The organism is Burkholderia contaminans (genome assembly GCF_029633825.1).
Lineage (GTDB): Bacteria > Pseudomonadota > Gammaproteobacteria > Burkholderiales > Burkholderiaceae > Burkholderia > Burkholderia contaminans.
The window spans coordinates 337,035-358,810 of sequence record NZ_CP090641.1 but is presented as its reverse complement, the minus strand read 5'-3'; the positions used below and the strand labels follow the sequence as shown (position 1 = coordinate 358,810).

Sequence of the window (21,776 nt, the reverse complement as noted above, 5' to 3'; positions counted from 1 at the left end):
GTGCGGAAATCTACTCTCACCTTCCTCCTCGCCGGCTGCCTCGCGCTGCCGGGTCTCGTACGCGCGGCCGATGCGGCCGATCCGGCGCTCGTCAAGCGCGGCGAATATCTCGCGGTCGCGGGCGACTGCATGGCGTGCCACACCGCGAAGGGCGGCAAGCCGTTCGCGGGCGGCCTCGGCATGCCGATCCCGATGCTCGGCAAGGTCTACACGAGCAACATCACGCCCGATCCCGACACGGGCATCGGCAACTGGTCGGCCGAGGACTTCGAGCGCGCGGTGCGCCACGGGGTGTCGAAGAACGGCGACAACCTGTATCCGGCCATGCCGTACGTGTCGTACGCGAAGATCAACGACGACGACGTGAAGGCCCTGTACGCGTACTTCATGCACGGTGTCGAGCCGGTCAAGCAGGCGCCGCCGAAGAACGAGATCCCCGCGCTGCTGAGCATGCGCTGGCCGCTGAAGATCTGGAACTGGCTGTTCCTGAAGGACGGCGCGTACGAGCCGAAGCCGGCGCAGAGCGCCGAGTGGAACCGCGGCGCGTACCTGGTCCAGGGCCTGGCGCACTGCAGCACGTGCCACACGCCGCGCGGCATCGCGATGCAGGAGAAGTCGCTTGACGAGACGGGCGGCAGCTTCCTGTCGGGCTCGGTGCTCGCGGGCTGGGACGGCTACAACATCACGTCCGACGCCAACGCGGGGATCGGCGGCTGGACGCAGCAGCAGCTCGTCCAGTACCTGCGCACCGGCAGCGTGCCGGGTCTCGCGCAGGCGGCCGGCCCGATGGCCGAGGCGATCGAGCACAGCTTCTCGAAGATGACCGAAGCCGACATCGGCGCGATCTCGACGTACATTCGCACGGTGCCGGCCGTTGCCAGCGGCGATGCGAAGCAGTCGCGCGCGTCGTGGGGCAAGCCGGCCGAAGATGGCCTGACGCTGCGCGGCGTCGCGCTCGCGTCGTCGGGCATCGACCCGGCACGGCTCTATCTCGGCAACTGCGCAACGTGTCACCAGATGCAGGGCAAGGGCACGCCTGACGGCTATTACCCGCCGCTGTTCCACAACACGACGGTCGGCGCACCGAATCCGACCAACCTCGTGCAGGTGATCCTGAACGGCGTGCAGCGCAAGGCCGGCAGCGAGGACGTCGGGATGCCGGCGTTCCGCCACGAGCTGTCGGATGCGCAGATCGCCGCGCTGACGAACTACCTGACCGGGCAGTTCGGCAATCCGGCCGCGAAGGTGACCGAGCAGGACGTCGCGAAGCTGCGCTGATGCGGCGCGTGACGAAGCAGGGCGATAACTGACAAGAGGAGGAGTACAGCACATCGGGTCGCTGCCCGATGCCGGTTGTTGCAGAGCGGGGCGGGCGGCGCAGGCGGCCGCCCGTCCTGGTTCATTCGCAATCCGGTGCGCCGGCGCTGTTCGGGCTACGCGCATCGTTTTCGTTGATCGACACCATGACACCGAATCAACCGTTTCTCGCGTCCCAGCGCGATGTGCTGCTGCTGCTTGCCCGGATCCTGCTCGTGATCCTGTTCATCATGTTCGGCTGGAAGAAGATCGTCGACTTCCCCGGGACCATCGCGTTCATGGGTTCCGAAGGCGCGCCCGCGCCGATCATCTCCGCCGCGATCTCCGTCGTGATGGAGCTGTTCGTCGGGGTCGCGATCCTGGTCGGCTTCCAGACGCGGGCGCTCGCGCTGCTGCTGGCGCTCTATACGATCGGCACCGGCATCATCGGCCACCACTACTGGACGATGACGGGCGGCGAGCAGATCAACAACATGATTCATTTCTACAAGAACATCGCGATCGCCGGCGGCCTGCTCGCGCTTTGCGCGGCGGGCCCCGGGCGTTTTTCGATCGATCGCGGATAAACGGACCCGGGGCGCGCGCATGGGGCGCGCGCTGGAAGGTCGAGACTCCGAGGGGGCATCATTTTGCGACTCAAACATTTCGCATGGCTGATCGCGGCCGCCACACCGGCGGCCGCTTTTGCGCAGACGAGCGTGACGCTGTACGGCCGCGTCGACGGCGGCATCGAATACCTGAACCACATCGCGAAGCCGAATGGCGGCAGCGGGACCCGCTGGAGCGCCGAAAGCGGCGACTGGGGCACCAGCATGTTCGGGCTGAAGGGCATCGAGGATCTCGGCGGCGGGCTGTCGACGGTCTTCAACCTGGAAACCGCGTTCCAGGTGATGAACGGCCAGACGGGTGGCGGCCGCATGTGGTCGCGGCGCGCGTACGTCGGGCTGAAGAGCAACACGTGGGGCCAGCTGCAGGCCGGCCGCAACCTGTTCATCGACAGCGACGGCGTGTGGGAATTCGACCCGTTCGTGCAGCAGGCGTTTTCGTCGGCCTCGCTCGTGCGCGGCCGCAACTGGCAGCAGACCAGCAACAACATCGAATATCACAGCCCGGTGATCGGCGGCTTCGACGTGCAGGCGCAATACGCGTTCGGCAATCAATCGCGCGGCTTCAACTACGGCGCGGCCGACGATTTCGGCCGCTCGGACGGGATCATGATCTCGTACCACTCGCCGTTGCTCGACGTGCGCGGCATCTACGACGAACTGCGCGACAACAACGGCAAGTTCAGCAACATCTTCACCGCGTCTCGCGAGTACTTCGTCGGCGCGAACGTGAAGGTGTCGAAGTTCAAGATCCAGGGTGCGTATACGCACTACCAGGCGCCGGACAGCCCGGCCGGCGTGGCCGATCGTGCCGATCACTACTGGCTTGGCGCGACTTATACCGCGACGCCGCAATGGGCCGTGACCGGTGGCGGTTACTACGTGAAGGTGGGCGACGGCGGCGGCGATGCATCGCACGATCCGTCGGGCCACGCGATGATGTACGTGCTCGGCACCACGTACAACCTGTCGAAGCGCACCTTCCTGTACGGGACGGTCGCGTATGTACGCAACGGCGGCAACTCCAACTTCTCGCTGCTCGCGACGCCGCGCGATGCGACGTCGGGCACGAGCCCGATCACGGGCGAGTCGCAGACGGGGGCGTATGTCGGGATGATGCATACGTTCTGAAGGTAGGCAACGCCAGATACGCAAAAGGCACGGGTGATTGAACCCGTGCCTTTTGCGTTTACAGCGCTTGCGAAGCGTTCTGGCAAGCATGCCGATGTCGGGCGGAGGAATCAGAGGCATCGTATCGGCCGCGGCAGTTCTCACGTACCCAACCGCACGTTGCTCGACTATCCATTGGCCCGCAGAGGGCGCATGGCTTGCGCGAGCATTGCGTTGCGGGGAGTTCGCGCTCGATGGATTCACGGTTTCTGACGTTTATGGACTGGAGGCTTCGAGGTAAACGGCGGTTATTCGATTTATCGCTATCTGGCTGGCCCGAGCTACGGTGGGCGCTGTTGTTAGCGAATGCCGTGGCCTACGGGCTGCGTGCCGGTACCGCCTGACGGCATTGACTTGCGCGAAAGCATGACGTAAGCCACATCCGAGTTCGTTTTGATATGATGAATTCCGGTTCGGCCAGATGTGGTTTGAATCGTGTCTATGCCGAAGGCCTCTGTAGGGGCCAGAAAAAATTCTGGGCCGTTTCCTATTGCGAAGAGATACCAATCTGCCGCCCGGCGATGCTCGGCGGCCGTTTTTGTTACTACACGGTACGGGGTAGTTTGATGGTTTCCGATCTCCTGAACAAGGCGCTGCGCACGCAATACGTGCAACACGGACGCATTGTCCGCCTCGATACGCCGCTTGGCGAAGACTGGCTGGTCCCGCTCTATGTCCGTGGGCGTGCTTGCCTCGGGCGAGACTTCGAATTCACGATCGACGCAACGTCGACGCGACTCGAAACGATTCAGGCGAAGGCACTGATCCGGCAATCCGTGACGCTGTGGATTCGGCAGACGGACGGCAGCGAAATGCCGATTCACGGTTATGTGACTGCGTTCAGTCGCTTGGGCGGAGACGGAGCCAACACCTATTACCAGCTCCGATTCAATTCGTTCCTCGCGCTGCTGCGGCTCGGCAGCGACCGGCGCGACTGGATCGAGACTCCTGCGCAACAAACCATGTCCGATGTGCTTGGGAAGTATCCGCAGGCGGCCGGTAACTTTACGTGGCAACTGCGTCAGGCATTGCGCTCGTATTCGCAGCGGATGCAATGGGAATCCGACTGGAACTACGTCCACCGTACATTTGAAGAACTCGGCCTTTTTCCGCGTTTCGATATCGCGCAGGACGGCAAGTCGCACAAGGTCGTCATCATGGACGATCTTTTCTCGGTTCCCGAGTTGAAGCAAAAGACCATTTTGTTTAGCCGCTCAGTGCAGAACGAAGAATTCGATGGTCTTAGCGAGTGGATCGATTCGCAGGAAATCCAGTCGGCCGAACTCGACACAGGTACGTTCGACTACAAGCGTCCGGATCTTTCGAAGCACGTCACGATGCCTGCGTTCGATCTTGACGATGTACCGGGGCTGGGTGAGCAGTACGAATACACCGGGTCGCATACGTGGTCCGATCGCGACATGGGCGAGGCTCAGGCAAACGTTGTCACCGAGGAATGGCGCTCACGCGCGCAACGCTTCTACGGCGTGGGCGCATTGCGTTGCGCATGGCCTGGCCGCTATGGGGTGCTGACCGGGCACCCCGTGCATGACGCACAACCGGATCAGGATCGCGAAATGGCGATTCTCTCGGTGAACTGGCTCATCCAGAATAACGTGCCGGGACTCGAGAACCTGATGCGTTTTCGCAGGAGCCTGCGCGCTGAAGTCGAGCAAGCGCGCGCGAGCGGTGCGGGTTCGTCCGTGCGCCATGACGACGGCGGCGTTGGATTCTTTCACGTCGAAATCGAAGCGCAACGGCGCCGCGTCGCGTTTCGTAGTCCGTTCGAGCACAAGAAACCGATCATGCAGCTTCAGACCGGTATCGTCGGCGGTCCGGAAGACGAAGAGATTTACACGGATGCGATGCTGCGCGCGAAGGTGCGGTTGACGTCCAATCGGCTCAATGATGGCGACCAGAACGTGTCGGCATGGATACGCGCGGCGATGCCCGATGCGGGCAACAAGCGCGGCGGCATGTTTCCACTGCGCAAGAACGACGAAGTCTTGATCGGCTTCATCAACGGCGATTGCGATCGTCCCGTGATCCTGTCCAGAATGCACGGCGGCGAAAGCATGCCCGAATGGCACACGCACGGGCTGACTTCGGGCTTGCTGTCGCGCGAGTACGGCGGTGAAGGTTATAACCAACTGATGATGGACGACGCCAGTGGGCAGAACCGCGTGCATTTGTACTCGACGAGTTATAGCTCCCATCTGCACCTGGGCTATCTGATCCAGCATTCGGGCAACACGCGCGGCGCGTTCATCGGGCAGGGCTTTGATCTCAAGTCATTGGGCTACGGTGCGGTGCGGGCCGAACAAGGGCTCTACGTTTCGACGCAACCTGCAACTACACAACCGCTGAGTGCGACGGCGGCGTCCGAACAGCTTACCCGCGCTGAAGCAATGCTGGCAGCGACGTCGAAGGCGAGCCAGTCGAATCGGGCGCAGAGTCAGCAAGACGGCCACGATGCACTGAAAACTTTCACGGACGCAACGCAGCACCCCGTGGCCGGTACGTCCAAAGGCGGTCGCACGGCAGGTGGCGGTACGGGCAGTGCGAACGGTTTTGCGAAACCGATCATGCTGCTGTCGAGTCCGGAAGGCATCGCCGCCTCAACGCAAGGATCGGCGCATATCACGGCGAACAAGCAAACCAACGTGGTCGCCGGGGAGGACATCAACCTCGCGGCCGGACGGGCGTTGCTCGCCAGTGTGTTGGAGCAAATCAGCCTGTTTGCGGAAAAGCTCGGAGTCAAGATCTACGCGGCAAGCGGCCCGATAGACCTGCAGGCGCAGAATGATTCGATGAGTTTGGCCGCTTCGCAAGATGTGAAGATCACGGCGGGCAAGAAGATGTATCTGTCTGCCGACGAAATCTGGATCGGCGCGAACGGTTCGTATATCAAACTGACGGCGAACATGATCGAGAACGCAACGTCGGGGCAGATTGTGGAAAAGTGCGCGGATTGGGAGAAAGCCGGTGCCGCAAGCGGTGCACTGCAAAATCCGCTGCATTCGTCGCCGGTATCGACCGAGGGCGGGCGTTTCACCGTGTTCTCCGGTTGAACCGCGCGACCGGTACAGTCTAATCACAAAAAATACTGAAACCGAATCCGAGTCGGGAATCATGAGCAAGACAACCCCTAAAAAGAAGCACCATCCAGCGACCACGCCGCACCCGGCTCCGAAACCAACGGAACCAGCCGATACCACGCTGAGCTGGGCGTATCCGTTCACACCGGTAGGTAAGGCCGACGCAACAGACCCAATGACGTATTTCAAAGCGCTGGCGAAGTGTGAGAACGGCTTTTATCCGATGGGCGTCAGCGGAATGTGGCATGGGGGCGTGCACTTCGCCGATGGCAGCGCGGAGATGTTGAAGCAGGACAGCGGCGTGCGTGCCATCGCGGACGGCAAGATTGTTGCGTACAGGCTGAACACGAAATACGAGGAAACGACGTATCCGAACAACCTTGGTCTTGCGCACTACTCGACCGGTTTTGTACTGGTTCGGCATGAACTAAAATTGCCTCCCGTACCGCCGAAACCGGCACCGAAAGAACCCGCGAAACCGGCGGCCCCCGCATCGGCTCCCGCGCCCGCATCGACTACCGCCACACCAACACCCGCCCCGGCCGATAATCCTGCGCCGAGCAGCAAACCGGCGAACGACAAACCCCTCGTGTTTTTCAGCCTGTACATGCACACGATGGATTGGGCGACCTATCAGAAGGCGATTGAGCAGGCCAAGGCGAACCCGAAGCCCGATCCGGCGCTTCCCACGCCGATGTCGTACTGGGAAGGCGATCGCTATTATCGAGTTGGCGACAAGGCGAAGGACCCACAATCGGTGCCGAAGGCGCCTGTGCAGCCTCCCGCCACGCGTACCGATGGGGCAGACAATCTGCCCGTCAACAACACCAACTCGAACGAACCGATGCCGACCGATAGCGATCAAGATGTCGCCCCGCCGGCTCCGCAGACGGGGTTGCGCATTCGGGAATTGCCGAACGGTAAGAGCAAGATTCTCGGGATACTGCCGACCGGGGCCGAAGTGATTGCCGGTGAAGGCGATCCCGCACACACAGATTGGCTCAAGATCAAGACCATCAAATCGGGCACGATTTTGCCTGCCGAAGTGGGTAAGCCGGTATCCCCTCACGCGCCTTGGGGCTACGTGTTCAAAGGAGAACTGGATGCCGTTGTCGATCCGAAGCCGCTTGATACGGTCGTGATCCTGAAGGAGCCGCAGCGCGTCAAGGCAGGCGAAGTCGTTGCGCATGTAGGCCAGTATCAATGGCCCATGAAGGCGAGTCCGATACCGCCGAAGCCGAACTACCCGATGTTGCATCTCGAAGTATTCGCGGGCGCAGATTTCAAAGATTTCATGGACCGAAGCCGCGCGCGTGCCAAAGAACTGAACGATAAAAACAAGCCGCTTCTGGAAATAGAGCCGGGGGCCAGGCTGGTCACCGAAATTCCCGCGCCCGATCAGAAACTGACGCAGGCGGGATTGAAGCTTGTACCGCTGGGCGATGCAAAGGGTTCGCGCTGGGTCAAGGTGCAGCCCAAGAGCGTGACAAATGTGCCCGCGAAGGGCAAGCAGAAGGCAACGCAGAATTTAGTAAACGTCGGGAATCCGATGTGGGTGGAAAGCAGCCTCGCGAATACGATCAGCACGGCGAATGTTGCGGGCTGGCAGAACTTTCCGCTGGACGTTTCCAAGGCAAGCGGGCCGGGAGCGGACTTCCGGGACGTGCTTCGTCGTGCCGAACTCGACAAGCTTGGCGAGGGTAACGTTGCAATCGACGACAAGGGCCATCATTGGTGGAACATCACGATTGGTTCGAAGGATGGCTCCGAACTGAAAGGCTGGGTGTGCGACACGGACCACCCACGCGTACAGTTTCGGAGCCCTTGGGAATGGCCGGGTTTCGAATTGGTCGACAACGGTAGTGTCGGCCCTGCCGACATGTACAAGCGCCACATCCATACGACTGAGCAATATTTGGCGGACGAGGACGGCACGGAGTTTATGGGGGAAGCGGCGAAGGTCAACGCTGGCGAACTCATCACGAAGATCGAAAAGGCGATCGATACGAATCACGACGGGAAGGTGTCGGCGCAGGAACTGAAGCACGCACTGGATACGCGCTGGATGGCCGAAGCGGTCTCGCACCTTATAGTGCGCAATGAAACCGAGTGGGGCGGTGGCCTCGGAAAGTGGGAAGATCTCTCCCCGCTCATGAAAACGCAGAAGGAGATGTGGAAGACGGAACTTGACCGACTCGCGAAGCTTCAGTGGTGGGAGGAAATCAAGGGAGTTGACGGTTTCCCCACGGATCTTTCGCCTTGGCACTTTCATCCGATTGGTTTAATCGGGAATTTCAAATGCGGGGATTGCATTAATATCGACAAATTTATCGAGGGATACAAGGCACGTCATTCTGAAGTTTTCGGGTGGTATGAAAATAGTAACTCTCCCAAAACAAAACTTGGGCCGCTGAACTCTGAGTCGGAAGCCAATCTAAGAAAATTATTCGAAGGGATAAAAAAATATTTTATCGAGGCTGGTGGTGGGTGTGATATACAAAAAATCGCGTATATGCTGGCCACAGCTAGAATCGAGTGTTACGATTGGAATAGGTCGGTATTTTTTGGGCCTAGAACAGAAGGAATTAGCTATGAAAAGGCTGAAATTGACTATGGAGTTGGCCCAACAGGTAGGCGAGTCGAATACGCGCGGAGTATGGGTAATGCTGAGGTTGGTGATGGCTATAAATATCGGGGCCGCGGGCTCGTGCAGATTACATGGAAGAAGAAATACGAAACATTCGCCGACATTCTAAAGTTGCCTTTGGTCAGTGAGCCAGATTTGGCGTGTGAATGGGATGTGGCGCTAAAGATCATGGTAATTGGGATGAGGGACGGGGTGTTTACTGGGTTTTCGTTGTCTGATTTTATAAGTAAATCGAAGGTCGACTATTTGTCGGCTAGAAGAATAATTAATGGAGTCGATAAGGCGAAAATCTTCGCCGAATACGCTAAGCAGTTCGAGGAGTTGCTTAAGGATTCTAGATCATGAACTTGTATACGAGTATTTTTTTAATTTTGTCGCTACTCTTTGCTCCAGCACTTTCGTTTTCAGAAGAGTGTTCAAAATCCGTTGAATGTGAATTTTACATCAATAAGCAATGGGATTTGATGCGCCGACCCGACGGAAAGGCGGGCCGGGATGGGGAGAAAATTAACAGCCCGTCCATGCAGGATGTGTATGTTATGCTCCGAGGCAATCAATATTATCTCGTAAAAGAAAGCGATTCAAATGACAAGTCATTCGTGATTGTCGGAATTGAGAAGTTGGATGGTCAAATCCTATTTAATCGAGTGATTTATTTTTCGATTGCGATGCAGGCCTCTGCGCAGAGAGGGTACAATGTATGGTCGGCCGACGAGCTTGCGCTGACGACTCCGCAGAGATTGTCAGAGTTCTCGTGGGACTTGGCCTCACAGTGGCGGGATAATTTTAAGTCGGGAGCGGCATCTCCTCAAAAAATCACAATACAAGATGGTTTTCGATCGATTGAATCATTTGTTCATGACATCAATGGAAAAATAATTGGACGTCGCGCATATGTCTACTCTGCTCAACTTGACGTAACCCCGGAGAGTCTTGTTTGCTTCGAGGCTTGCCCGACGAGTCAGATACGTTTTTCTGGAGAACTGCGCGGAGGTATTGGGAAATATCCGGTGGAGTTATCTATCGATAATGAAAACTCATTGATTCGTGGGGAGTATCGATATCAAAACAAATCGAATAAATTATATTTGTCTGGTCGTCAGGATGGGGAGAGTATTTTCATGAATGAATATCTTGATGGTGCATTAAAAAAAATGACCGGGGAGTTTTCGGCGATTAGGCGGGGAAATGTATTTTCTGGGTTGTGGGTGGCCAAGCCGCAAGGGAGAAAATTCCCATTCTTCGCAGTTAGGGATGGAATTTGATTTGATGGGATGTCGTATTTAAAATTTAAATGACCGATGATGTTTGAACTTAAAATGCTACCGACCATGGCGGCAAGATGGGCTCCGGATCGTCGGCCCTGAAATCGCGTAGCCGCTACGTCGCTCGCAAGAGTGATCGCATGTCGTGTCGGCAGGGTTCCGACGTGTCACATAACCTCGCTAGGGAAGGAGGCGAATCGATGATGGACAATAGCATTTCGATTGCGAGATACGATCATTGGGGGCATGCGGCTGGCACTCAATATCAAGCGTCGTGTAACGCTACACCAGCGGCGCGAGGCTTGGCTCCGTCGGATAGTGTGCGATCATGGGAACCGTCTTTCTTTAGTAAGGCGACGAGTTGCGTAAAGCCGTCGGCTGACGGGCAGCGTGAGAGGTGTCAGTCGAGAAGTGGGAGCAGTCTGCCCATACTGTTTCAATGGGTGTGCTCTCGTCCGCGCTGCCGTAATTTCGAAACCTCTCACAAGGACGGAATGTGGCTTGATCGCTCGACGGTGTTCCCGTTGACGAATGAAATCGCTTTGATGGGGCCGGTGCACCGGTCGTTCGGTGAAGCTGGTGCATGAACTCTACGAAGTTAAGCCACCCTTCGTGTCCCGAGGACAAGAAAGGGTATATGTAAACTCACCTTTTGAACAATGACGTGGGCTTCGAAGCCGTGTTGCTTGGGGAAGCACATTCCGTTAATGAATTGAAATCTCCATGTAAGTAAAAGTGGAAATCTTCATTAACTGGAGATGATGAGTGGTCGTAAAATTACTTAGCGTAGTGGTAATTTCGATCGGGGGCATCGCGTCGAAATTTGGTGCATTTCAAGAATAGGGTGAAGATGTGTCTATTAATTTTGTTCGAGTAGGCGATTCTACGGACCACGGCGGCAAAGTCGAAACGGGCTCATCGACCATGAAATTCGATGGCCGCTACGTCGCGCGCAAAGGCGACCGCGTGTCGTGTCCGCAGCATCCCAACGTGTCGCCGAACATCATCGAGGAAGGCGATGAATCGATGAAGGACAACGGCATTCCGATAGCGCGACACGGCCATCGCGCGACATGCGGTTGTCACCTGATCTCGAGTCTTGTGTAACGCTACAACAGCGGCGCGAGGCCCGGCCGCATCGGGCAACGAACGATCACGGAGCCGTCGTTCTTCGACAGGACGACGAGCTGGGTGAAGCTGTTGGCTGGCGCGTACCGCGACAGGTATAGGTCGAGCAGAAGGATCAGCGTACCCATGCTGTTTTCAATGAACGCCCTCTCATCTGCCGCCATCACAATTTCGAAGCCTCTCACTAGGGCCGAATGCGGCTTGATCGCCAGTAGTCTCTCGACGACGTTTCGCTTGACGAACGAAATCGCCCCGACGTGTTCGGCGCGTCGGTCGCTCGGTGCAAGTTGGCGCATAAGTTTCACGAAGTCCGGCCACCCCCCGCGTGTCAACTGCGTCAGGTTGGCTGTCGTCAGTGCGAGCACGCGCCACTGCGCTTCCGACTCACGGGACGCGCTATAGGTCGGCGTCGGCTGTTTCAGCAGCGTAATCCTGCAAGGCACTTGATCGTTTTCGTTTTTCAGATCGCCCTTGAGGGAGCCGATCCGCATCCGCGATGGCCAGTCGCGATTCGTGCAGGTGAGGTCTGCACTCAATTGCAGCGGTGTTTTCGCCACCGCTGTCCCGTCCGCTCGTAGCAGTACGAGCGACGTTTCACGTCCGGGTTGATGGATTGCCGCGTAGGGATCGTGGCGCGTGATCCAGAACCGTTCGCAGGCCCCGATGCCCCATGCATTCAGCGGCGGAATAGCGATCCCGTCTGACAGATCGCGAACCGCATCAACCGAATAGATGCCGCGTATGTCTGGTCGGCTCGGTTTCGGCACTACGGGATAATCTGCGACGATTTCGCCGCGCGACGACTTCACTCCCATATGCTTAAAAAGGTTCACGATTGGTGTACAGAACAATCCCATGTTGTCCGCCGATAGCGGGGTGAGCGCTTGCGCGACCCGCGAATCGGCGTGCATACCTTCGATCGCCAGATGCAGAGTTAATCGCCGCGCGCGATTCATTTGGTCGGGTTTAAGACATCGGCGTAAATGAATGTCGACAAAATCGAACTTGTCCGGAAATCCGACGTATTCCAGCAGCGATTGAACCAGCGGCGAATTTTGCGACGGCGGCAGCAGCATATCGTTCGGGCCGAACCCGACCGGAGTGACCGGTATCCCTGCAATTGGCAACCACCGTCCACTGTCGTCCGCTTCGACAAATGCGCCCCGGACGCGCAGCAGGACCGTATCCAGCAGCGCGACGACGGTCTGGCGTTCTCCAGCGAAATGGACGCGCAGCGTGTCGGGCGAAACGGCGCCGAGCGGCGAGGCGGCGACCGTCGGCTCAATCGTGATAGAAATGAAGCTGGTTGTGTTCGGCGGCAATGCGACTTGTGCCGGTGCGACGGTGCTGCGGGAGAATTGAGCGTTTGCGATGCGGATCGGCGCAAGCGTTACGTCATAAGCGGTTCGAAAGCGAACTTCCCCGCCGCGCGACGTGAGCTCCATGCCACGCGGCAAGACGACCGGCTTGCCCGGTAATTCCTTGATCGGATCGAAGCGAGCGATCGAACATGCGGGGAACGGTCGCAAGTAGTGCTGGTGCAAGACATGAAGCAGCGCTTCGGTGAACTTCGGTGCGCCGTCGTCCAGGTTGGCCCGGATTTCGGCTGCAATCAACGCGAATGCCTGCATCATCCGCTGGATGTGCGGGTCGTCCGTCTGTCCGCCTGTAAAGCTCAGGCGGGCGGCAATTCGTGGATATTCGTTGGAGAAGGTTGCGAACTGATTTTCCAGCTTCGCCAGTTCCTGTTCATAGTAGCCGCGCAGCTTGTCGTGCATATTCAACGTCGTGAGGCCCTGCAGGTCACGACGTGCGTCGTATTATCCAACGGTCATCGTAGTCGAATCTTCATTCTCCGAGTTCTCGCAGCCCGATAGTCCGACGCCAAAATATGAGTCCGATGCGATTACGGTAACTGCACGACGGCGGGAAAAAGCCGCTTACATTCGCATGCGATTGATATTCAGTAACCGATATTGACGGATTTTGGCGTCAGCCGTCGTTCCTTCAATCTCGGCGTGAATATGTTTCGCACTGTGAAATTCAAGATGCGGCTCGTCGAGATAAAGTCGAGGCGGTAGCCGCCGACGCGGGACGGGATCGGCAGGGTGATGTTGGCGAGCACGCGTTTCTCTTCGTATGGACGTTCGAGGCCGTAAAGCATCCCGGCATGCGTGTCGCTGATGGGCAGTGCGTGTTGAAGATAGCGGATCGGCCATCGCGTTCTCGAGAGTGATCGGTATGGACGGAGACGCGGAAAGACCCCGTCTGGAACCGGTGGAGCCAATGAGGCGTATTGCTGAGAGACGTCGAGCATCTCGGCGGCAGCGATGCGTCGCACGCTCCGTCGGGGCACGCGATGATGTGCATGCTCAGTGCTGACGTTATCGCAACGCGCTCTCTCGCGCGCCCCAATCCGATCGGCGCGTCGTGCGTCAGAACACGCACGCGTCGGTCGTCGTCAGCGTCGCGAACGGGCCGCCAAGCGTCGCGTTGTGATGCGCGACGATCCTCTCGGCCGGCAGTTCCGGCGTGTCCATGCAGGTGTGCGCGTCGGTCACGAGCACCGCGCGAAAGCCGTGATCGGCGGCCGCACGGCAGGCCGTGTCGACGCAGTACTGGGTCTTCATTCCCGCGATGACGATCTCGCCGATGCTGGCTTCGCGCAACCATTCGGCGAGCCGCGTACCCGCGAAGCAGCTCGGCCGCGTCTTGTCGAACACGGTGTCGCGCGCCGTATCGATCGCGAGTGCCGGCACCAGCGCGGTCAGCGGCGTTCCGGGTGCGATCGGTGAACCGGCCGGCCCGGTGTGACGCACGGCGAACACCGGCGCACGGGCTTCATGCGCGCGACCGATCAACCGGTTGATGTTCGCGAGCACGCGTTCGCCGTCGTACGGACGCTCGGGGCCGTGAAACAGGCCGACCTGCATGTCGACGACGAGCAGTGCGCGTTTCGGGGAAGAGACTTCGGACATTGCGTTTCTCCTGAGTGACCGGTACGGACGGAGAAACGACAAGACCCCGTCCGGAACCGGCGGGGCCTGTGAGGGATGGCGCTACGACCTTGCGCGCACTCGCCGCACGAGCCCGCCGAAGGCGGTCGTGCGCGTCGTGGTCGAGGTGGTGGTCGTGATGTGGCGCATGGAGCGATCATGCACGATGCGCGCGCACCACGTCAATCGCGCATCGCGCATCGGCCACCGGTCAGTCAAGTGCCTTCCCGGCCTTTTCATCCATGCAGCGCACGGCAAGCAGCGTCATCGCACCGCAGCCGATCGCGTACCACGCAGGTGCGTTCGGATTGCCGGTCGCCGCGATCAGCCACGTGACGAAGAATTGAGCGAAGCCGCCGAAGATCGCGACGCCGATGCTGTACACGAGCGCGCCGCCGGTCGCGCGCACCGCACGCGGGAACAGTTCGCCGAGCATCGCGCCCGTCGCACCGATGTTGATCGCATGCACGATCGACAGCGCGGCGATGATCGACAGCAGCGATGCGGCGCCGGGCCAGCGGTTCAGCGCGACGAACGCCGGATAGATCGCAGCCATCAGCACGATACGCGTCCACCAGACGATCCGGTTGCGCCCGTAGACGTCGGACAGGTGGCCGCCGATCGGCGTCACGAGCATCAGGATTGCACCCGCGACGCAGCCGGCCGTCATCGACAGCCAGGTCGGCAGGTGCAGCACCTGCACGCCGTAGATCGCCATGTAGAACACGATGATGTAGTGGATCGACGTGCCGCCGATCGTCACGCCGAGGCCTGCGAATACGGCCTTGCCGTGATGGCGCAGCACGTCGGCGAGCGGCAGCGATGCAACCGGCTCGTCGCGCGCGGCGGCAGGCGCGGCGGCCGGCACTTCCTCGACGGTGCGGCGCAGCCAGTAGCCGAGCGGCACGAACAGCGTGCCGATGATGAACGGCACGCGCCAGCCCCAGCTTTCGAGTTGCGCGGCATTCAGCGTCGACGTCAGCGCGACGCCGGTCAGCGCACCGGCGAGCGCGGCGAGCCCCTGGCTCGAGAACTGGAACGATGCGTAGAAGCCGCGACGATGCTGCGGCGCCTGCTCGAGCAGCAGCGTCGTCGACGCGCCGACTTCGCCGCCCGACGCGAACCCCTGCAGCAGGCGCGCGAGCACGAGCAGCAGCGGTGCGGCGAGCCCGATCTGCGCGAAGGTGGGCGCGACCGCGATCGTCGCGGTGCCGAGCGCCATCAGCAGCAGCGTGAGGATCATCGCCTTCTTGCGGCCGGCACGGTCGGCATACATGCCGATCACGAGCCCGCCGAGCGGGCGCGTGACGAAGCCGACGCCGAAGCTCGCGACCGCGAGCATCAATTGCCCGAACGACGAATGCACGGGAAAGAACAGCTTGCCGATCAGGATCGCGAAGAAGCTGTAGACCGTGAAGTCGTAGAACTCGAGCGCGTTGCCGACGGCGGCGGCCGCGATCAGCCGGCGTTTCTTCGCGGCGGCGCGGGCATCGACCGGCGTGCTGGCGAACGAAAGGGCGGACGTTTCCATGTGGGGCTCCCCGGTTGGGCGCGAAACGATGGGGTGAAGGGGCGTCAGGCCGCGAGCCAGGCTTCGGCGATGCGAACCCAGTAGCTCGCGCCGATCGCGAGGATGTCATCGTTGAAGTCGTAGCCGGGGTTGTGCACCATGCAGCCGCCCTTGCTGCCGATCCCGTTGCCGATGAACGCATAGCAGCCGGGGCGCGCTTCGAGCATGAACGCGAAATCCTCGCTGCCCATCAACGGCGCGGTGTCGGTTTCGACGCGTTCGGCGCCGAGCATCCGGCGCGCGATGTCGGCTGCGAACGCGGTCGGCTCCGCGTGATTGACGAGCACCGGGTAGCCGTAGTCGTAGTCGACTTCCGCCGTGACGCCGAAGCTTTCCGCCTGGCCTTTCGCGAGCGCTTCGATGCGGCGCGCGAGCAGCGCGCGCACGTCGGCGTTCAGCGCGCGTACCGACAGCTTCATCGTGACGGTTTCGGGAATGATGTTGAACGTCTCGCCGGCCTGCACGCTGCCGACCGTGATCACGGCCGCATGCTGCGCATCGACCTCACGTGCGACGATCGTCTGCAGCGCGACCATGATGCTGCCCGCGGCCGACATCGGATCGCGCGCGAAATGCGGCATCGCGCCGTGGCCGCCGACGCCGCGCAGCGTGATCGTCACGCGGTCGGCCGACGCCATCGCGGCGCCGGTGCGGAAGGCCATGTCGCCGGCCGCGCGGCCCGGCATGTTGTGGATCGCGAAGATCGCGTCGCACGGGAAGCGGTCGAACAGGCCGTCGTCCATCATCGCCTTCGCGCCGCCGAAGTTTTCCTCGGCCGGCTGGAAGATCAGGTTCAGCGTGCCGGAGAACTGGCGCGTGGCCGCGAGGTGGCGCGCCGCGCACAGCAGCATCGCGGTGTGGCCGTCGTGGCCGCATGCGTGCATCTTGTTCGCGTGGCGGCTGGCGTACGGCAGGCCCGTGGTTTCCGCGAGCGGCAGTGCATCCATGTCGGCGCGCAGCCCGACGGTGCGCGTGCCTTGCCCTTCGCGCAGCACGCCGACCACTCCCGTCTTGCCGATGCCGCGATGCACGTCATAACCCCAGCCGGTGAGCAGTTCGGCGACGAGATCGCTCGTGAGCGTTTCCTCGAACGCGAGTTCGGGGTGAGCGTGGATGCGGCGGCGCACCTCGACCAGCTCGGGTGCGATCGCGGCGATACCGGGGATGACGGGGTTCACGGCTTGCAGCATGGTCTCTCCTGTGGGGCAGGTGGGGCGTTTGACGCACCTGTGACGAGCAAGCATATAAATTTCTTTTGTGCACCAGAAGCTGATAAATTGCTTTGGTGCTCACCACCGGTTGCCGCTCGGGAATACCCTGAGCCGGCGTCTGCCGCGCAGCACAGGGTTTCCACGGGTCACGCGTTGCCGCCATGAAATACCATCAGTTGAAAGCGTTCGTCACCGTCGCGGAAGAGGGCAGCATTCGCGCGGCCGCGCGGCGCCTGAACGTGTCGCCGGCGGCGCTGACGAAGGCGGTCAAGGAACTGGAGATCGCACTCGGCGTGTCGCTCGTCGTGCGCACCGCGCGCGGCGTGCAGCTCACCGCGTTCGGCCAGCAATTGCAGGTGCGCGCGCGGCTGATCGTCGCCGAAATGCAGCGCGCCCGCGACGACATCGAGCAGGCGCAGGGCGCGATGACGGGCTCCGTCGCGGCGGCGATCACGCCAGCCGCCGCGGTGACGATCCTGCCCGACGCGTTTCGCGCATTCCGGCGCCGCTTCCCGGTGGCGCGCGTCAACCTGATCGAAGGGTTTCCGGGCGTCGCGCTGCCGCGCCTGCATGATGGCTCGCTCGACTTCGCGGTGGCCGTCGTCGTGCCCGAACTGCTGGCCGCCGAATTCGATCACGCTGAGCTCTATGCCAGCCGGTCGCTGATCGTCGCCCGCAAGGGGCATCCGCTCGCGTCGGCCACGTCGCTCGCCGAGCTCGTCGAGGCCGACTGGCTGATGAACCCGTCGCCGGAAAGCTCGACGCAGGTGCTGTTCAATTCGTTCGTCGCCTACGGGCTGCCGGTGCCGGCGCGCGTCGTCGAATGCCCGAGCTTCGGGCTCGCGCGCAGCTTGATGATGGAATGCGACCTGATCGCGTCGATGCCCGAGCAATTGCTGCAGGCCGAGTGGGCGCGCGACCAGCTCGCGGTGCTGCCGATCCGCGAGCGCCTGCCGGGCGTCTCGGTGCAGGTCATCACGCGCCGCGACAGCCCGCTGACCCCGGCGGCGGCGATGCTGCTCGACTGCCTGCGTGATTCCGCGCGGCGCAAGGGGCTGCGGTGAACCGGCGCCCGCGGTTGACGATCCTAAATGCATCGTCATCCTGACGATTATCCGTGAGGCGTTGCCATGGTGTAACGGGCACGCGGCTTGCGCGGCGGGCCCGCCATTCCGGCACATGCCGCGCGAGCCGGTATCATAGCGGCCGGCCCGCCGCTCCGGCCGGCCTCCAACAACATCGCCATCCGGCATCCAGCAATCAGAGGCATTTCATGACCAGTGCAACCCAATTCGACAACGTATCGGTCGTCAAGCGCGCGAACGTCTATTTCGACGGCAAGTGCGTGTCGCATACCGTGCTCTTCCCGGACGGCACGCGCAAGACGCTCGGCGTGATCCTGCCGTGCGCGCTCAACTTCGGCACGGACGCCCCCGAATTGATGGAAGTGCAGGCCGGCAAGTGCCGCGTGAAGCTCGACGGCAGCAGCGAATGGCAGACCTACGGCGCCGGCGAATCGTTCTCGGTGCCGGGCAAGAGCCGCTTCGACATCGAAGTGCTCGAGACGCTCGATTACGTCTGCAGCTACCTGTAACACGCAGCCGCGCAGAAAAAGAAAAGCCCCGCCGAAGCGGGGCTTGTAGCAAGCGGATGGCGCCATGGCCATCCGGAGCGCCTGTTCTCGTTACAGGCAGGCGTTGATGTCGCCGGCCGACGATGCATCGCCGCCGCGGAAACCGACCCAGGTTTTCGCATTCGCGGCGTTGGCCGGGCGCACGACGGCGGCAGCGCCGTTCGGCGGCTGCTGGCCCGGCGCATAGACGGCCATCGCGAGGCCGTTCGCGAGTTCATACTGCGACGTCACTTGTTGCTGCGACTTGTCGGCCCAGGTCTTCGCGATGCACTGCGCGACCTCGTCGGCGGGTTTCTGGCTTTGTCCCACGTTCTGCAGGGCAGAATCGGCTGCATGAGCAGAAAATGCCACGGTCAATGCGATGAGCGGTAAGTATTTCGCGTTCACGTTATCTCCCTCGAGTCGTGATTGATTGAGTGGGATGCGCAGCACAGGACTGCGTACAAGTGAGATTGCATTGGCAGAGCACGGTTCCGGCTATTCCGAAACAAGTTGTTAACGCGCTTGCCAAATGGGCGGTTGCGATGCTGTGCACTTTGCTGCGGCGCGGCATGTATCGTGTGCGGCACGACGTCATGCGCTGCGTGGTCGGCGCGCTGCCCGGTCGTGTGGTGACGTGACGGTCGCGGCGAGCGGCATGCGTCTGCATGCCGTGCCGTGACTCTTTATTTGATTGCGAAGTGGAATGGCTGGATTGTTTGTTGGCCCCGTCGCATGAGTACCATGATGACAAACTTTCGCCCGTCTGATTGTTAACCAACTTTAAACACGGGAAGCGACGGAATGCGATGCGGCACACGAGGGGCGTGCCGCATCGGGCGGAAGGTGACGCGAGCGGGTCGTGCGCGGTGAGAGTGCCGCGCCGCCAGGTGAGTCAGCCGGCCTTGCGCGTGCCGATGTCGCGCAGGTTGGCCGGGACGATCGGGCGGAAGCGTTCGCGCTTCTGTTCGTCGTCGAAGTGCTGGAGTGCGGGTTTGATCAGGTCGCTGCGTGACACGATGCCCGTGAGACGCATCGATTGCTCGTCGGCGACGACGGGCAGGCGTTCGAGGCCGAGCATCGCGAGTCGCGACGCGACGACGCGGCACGTTTCGTGCGCCTGCGCGACCGCAGGCGCATGGTTGGCGAATGCGGCCGCGATCGGCGTGTCGGCCGCGGCCTGAGCGCGCTGCGCATCGAGCGTCGCGCGATCGACGAGACCGAGCAGGCGGCCATTCTGCACGACCGGGTACGCACGGTGCGTCTGCTTCGCGCCGAAGTACTGCGACTCGACGATATCGAGCGTCGCTGCGCCGTCGATCGCGACGAGCAGGTCGGCCGACGTCATCACTTCGCCGATGTCGTGCCGCTCGAGCGGATCGACGCCGTATTCGCGATAGATGTGATAACCGCGGCGCGCGATCTTTTCCGTCATGATCGAGCGCTTCATCACGATGGTCGCGAAGCCGTGCGCGACGAGCGTCGCCGCGAGCAGCGGCAGCAGTGCATTCGTGTCGTGCGTGAGGCCGAACGCGAACACGATTGCGGTCAGCGGGGCACCGAGCGTCGCCCCGAGCGTCGCGGCCATGCATACGAGCGGCCACAGCGCCGGATCGCCGCCCGGCAGCATCGGCGACAGCACGGTGCCGAGGCCGGCGCCGAGCATCAGCAGCGGCGCCAGCACGCCGCCCGACGTGCCCGAGCCGAGCGCGATCACCCACATCATGGCCTTCACGAGCAGCAGCGCGAGCGCGATCTTCAATGCGATGTGCTGATGCAACAGGTCGCCGATCACGTCGTAGCCGACGCCGAGCGCGCGCGGCTCGAGCCAGCCGCCGATGCCGATCACGATCGCGCCGAGCGCGGGCCACCACATCCAGTGCACCGGCAGTTTTGCGAAGGTGTCCTCCACACGATACAGCGCCGCCGACAGGCCGCATGCGAGCATGCCCGCCAGCAGGCCCGCGACGATGCATGACAGCAGCGCGACGGGTGTCGGCGCGGCGGTGGTCAGCGGAAACAGCGGATCGACGCCGAAGAACACGGCGCGGGCGAAACCGGCCACCGCGCAGGCGAGCGCGACCGGCAGGAAACTGCGCGGACGCCATTCGAACAGCAGCAGTTCGACCGCGAGCAGCACGGCGGCGACCGGCGTGCCGAACACGGCCGTCATGCCGGCGGCCGCGCCGGCGACGAGCAGCGTCTTGCGCTCGGCGGCGGTGACGTGCACGCACTGCGCGATCAGCGAGCCGAGCGCGCCGCCCGTCATGATGATCGGGCCTTCGGCGCCGAACGGGCCGCCGCTGCCGATCACGACGCCGGACGACAGCGGCTTGAGGATCGCGACCTTCGGCGACATGCGGCTCTTGCCGAACAGGATCGCCTCGATCGCTTCGGGAATGCCGTGGCCGCGGATCTTTTCCGAACCGAAGCGCGCCATCAACCCCACGACCAGCCCGCCGATCACCGGCACGACGATCACCCATGCGCCCAGCGTGTGGTTCGCCGGCGAGCGGTCGGCGAACGAGAACTGCTGGTAGAAGAACAGGTTCGTGAACAGGTGGATCAGGCTCAACAGCACGAATGCGGCCAGCGTGCTGAGCAGGCCGATCGCGGCGGCGAGCAACGCGATCCTGGGCAGGCGGTCGTTGGTCGCGAAATCGCGTTTGTGGGGTGCGTTCATCGGAGTGGAAGGGGCAGGGTCAGTAATCGATCTGGGGAACCTGGAACGCGCCCTTGAGCGACTTCAGCTCGGCGCGATGCATGGCCGCGAGACGGGCGAGCAGCGTCTCGCCGGCCGGCTCGAGGTGGACCTCGACCTGCCGGCGATCCGCTTCGCTCGTCTTGCGCTTCACGAGGCCAAGCGATTCGCAGCGCGTGACCAGCGCAACGACGCCGTGATGCTGCGCCTGCAGGCGTTCCGCGAGTTCGCCGATGGTTGCCCATTCGCGATGCGGATAGCCCTTGATGTGCAGCAGCAGCAGGTATTGCAGCGGCGTCACGCCTTCGCTTTGCGCGGCGCGTTCGGAGAAGCGCTCGAAGCGGCGCATCTGGTAGCGGAACTCGGACAGTTGCTGGAAATCGCTTTTCGCCAGCGCGCGTCGGGTATCGTTCATCGGGGCGGTCGGATAGTCAGTTTCGGTAGCGATAAATATAT

General features: G+C 61.5%; 17 protein-coding genes. 9 read left to right on the top strand and 8 right to left on the bottom strand.

All coding sequences use genetic code 11. From position 1 onward, the window contains the following. From LXE91_RS19390 to LXE91_RS19360, 7 genes are all read left to right on the top strand, one after another. Positions 1–1,278: a cytochrome c gene (locus LXE91_RS19390; protein WP_039351157.1), complete on the top strand. Its 1,278-nt coding sequence runs from the start codon at positions 1–3 to the stop codon at positions 1,276–1,278. A 185-nt stretch (positions 1,279–1,463) separates the two neighbouring features. Further along, positions 1,464–1,883: a DoxX family protein gene (locus LXE91_RS19385; RefSeq protein ID WP_039351153.1), complete on the top strand. Its 420-nt coding sequence runs from the start codon at positions 1,464–1,466 to the stop codon at positions 1,881–1,883. A 63-nt stretch (positions 1,884–1,946) separates the two neighbouring features. Further along, complete coding sequence (locus LXE91_RS19380) at positions 1,947–3,053, top strand: porin (RefSeq protein WP_039351144.1); 1,107 nt, start codon at positions 1,947–1,949, stop codon at positions 3,051–3,053. 605 nt (positions 3,054–3,658) lie between these two features. Continuing rightward, complete coding sequence (locus tag LXE91_RS19375) at positions 3,659–6,163, top strand: type VI secretion system Vgr family protein (RefSeq protein ID WP_039351141.1); 2,505 nt, start codon at positions 3,659–3,661, stop codon at positions 6,161–6,163. Between the two features lie 61 nt (positions 6,164–6,224). Continuing rightward, on the top strand, positions 6,225–9,182 hold the full coding sequence (locus tag LXE91_RS19370) for a calcium-binding protein (protein WP_039351139.1): 2,958 nt from the start codon (positions 6,225–6,227) through the stop codon (positions 9,180–9,182). After that, entirely contained in the window at positions 9,179–10,102 is a 924-nt protein-coding gene (locus LXE91_RS19365) for a hypothetical protein (RefSeq protein ID WP_135370712.1), read from the top strand. Before LXE91_RS19370 ends, LXE91_RS19365 begins: the two co-directional genes overlap by 4 nt. Before the next feature lie 858 nt (positions 10,103–10,960). Then, on the top strand, positions 10,961–11,209 hold the full coding sequence (locus LXE91_RS19360; RefSeq protein WP_039351271.1) for a PAAR domain-containing protein: 249 nt from the start codon (positions 10,961–10,963) through the stop codon (positions 11,207–11,209). 2 nt (positions 11,210–11,211) lie between these two features. On the opposite strand, the gene tssF is transcribed toward LXE91_RS19360, so the two are convergent. The 5 genes from tssF to LXE91_RS19335 all read right to left on the bottom strand — a co-directional run bounded on the left by tssF (position 11,212) and on the right by LXE91_RS19335 (position 16,986). Beyond that, the gene (gene tssF, locus LXE91_RS19355; protein WP_039351135.1) at positions 11,212–13,008 is read right to left on the bottom strand and encodes a type VI secretion system baseplate subunit TssF; all 1,797 of its coding nucleotides are present in this window, start codon (positions 13,006–13,008) and stop codon (positions 11,212–11,214) included. Between the two features lie 185 nt (positions 13,009–13,193). Next, positions 13,194–13,571: a hypothetical protein gene (locus tag LXE91_RS19350; RefSeq protein WP_135370713.1), complete on the bottom strand. Its 378-nt coding sequence runs from the start codon at positions 13,569–13,571 to the stop codon at positions 13,194–13,196. A gap of 94 nt (positions 13,572–13,665) precedes the next feature. Continuing rightward, complete coding sequence (locus tag LXE91_RS19345) at positions 13,666–14,208, bottom strand: cysteine hydrolase family protein (protein WP_039351129.1); 543 nt, start codon at positions 14,206–14,208, stop codon at positions 13,666–13,668. Between the two features lie 229 nt (positions 14,209–14,437). After that, the gene (locus LXE91_RS19340; RefSeq protein ID WP_039351126.1) at positions 14,438–15,757 is read right to left on the bottom strand and encodes an MFS transporter; all 1,320 of its coding nucleotides are present in this window, start codon (positions 15,755–15,757) and stop codon (positions 14,438–14,440) included. 44 nt (positions 15,758–15,801) lie between these two features. Next, the gene (locus tag LXE91_RS19335; RefSeq protein ID WP_039351122.1) at positions 15,802–16,986 is read right to left on the bottom strand and encodes a M20 aminoacylase family protein; all 1,185 of its coding nucleotides are present in this window, start codon (positions 16,984–16,986) and stop codon (positions 15,802–15,804) included. Between the two features lie 182 nt (positions 16,987–17,168). Here LXE91_RS19335 and LXE91_RS19330 point away from each other — a divergent pair, with 182 nt between their 5' ends. Together LXE91_RS19330 and ppnP are read left to right on the top strand one after the other, a co-directional pair. Further along, complete coding sequence (locus tag LXE91_RS19330; protein ID WP_039351118.1) at positions 17,169–18,071, top strand: LysR substrate-binding domain-containing protein; 903 nt, start codon at positions 17,169–17,171, stop codon at positions 18,069–18,071. A 209-nt stretch (positions 18,072–18,280) separates the two neighbouring features. Further along, positions 18,281–18,601, top strand: a complete 321-nt coding sequence (gene ppnP, locus LXE91_RS19325; RefSeq protein ID WP_006478890.1) for a pyrimidine/purine nucleoside phosphorylase — start codon at positions 18,281–18,283, stop codon at positions 18,599–18,601. Between the two features lie 90 nt (positions 18,602–18,691). On the opposite strand, the gene LXE91_RS19320 is transcribed toward ppnP, so the two are convergent. The 3 genes from LXE91_RS19320 to LXE91_RS19310 form a co-directional block, all read right to left on the bottom strand. Further along, positions 18,692–19,027, bottom strand: a complete 336-nt coding sequence (locus LXE91_RS19320) for a hypothetical protein (protein WP_046196524.1) — start codon at positions 19,025–19,027, stop codon at positions 18,692–18,694. Between the two features lie 487 nt (positions 19,028–19,514). Then, entirely contained in the window at positions 19,515–21,302 is a 1,788-nt protein-coding gene (locus LXE91_RS19315; protein WP_039351105.1) for a chloride channel protein, read from the bottom strand. Between the two features lie 19 nt (positions 21,303–21,321). Continuing rightward, positions 21,322–21,735, bottom strand: a complete 414-nt coding sequence (locus LXE91_RS19310) for a MarR family winged helix-turn-helix transcriptional regulator (protein ID WP_039351101.1) — start codon at positions 21,733–21,735, stop codon at positions 21,322–21,324. Positions 21,736–21,776 lie beyond the last annotated feature (41 nt).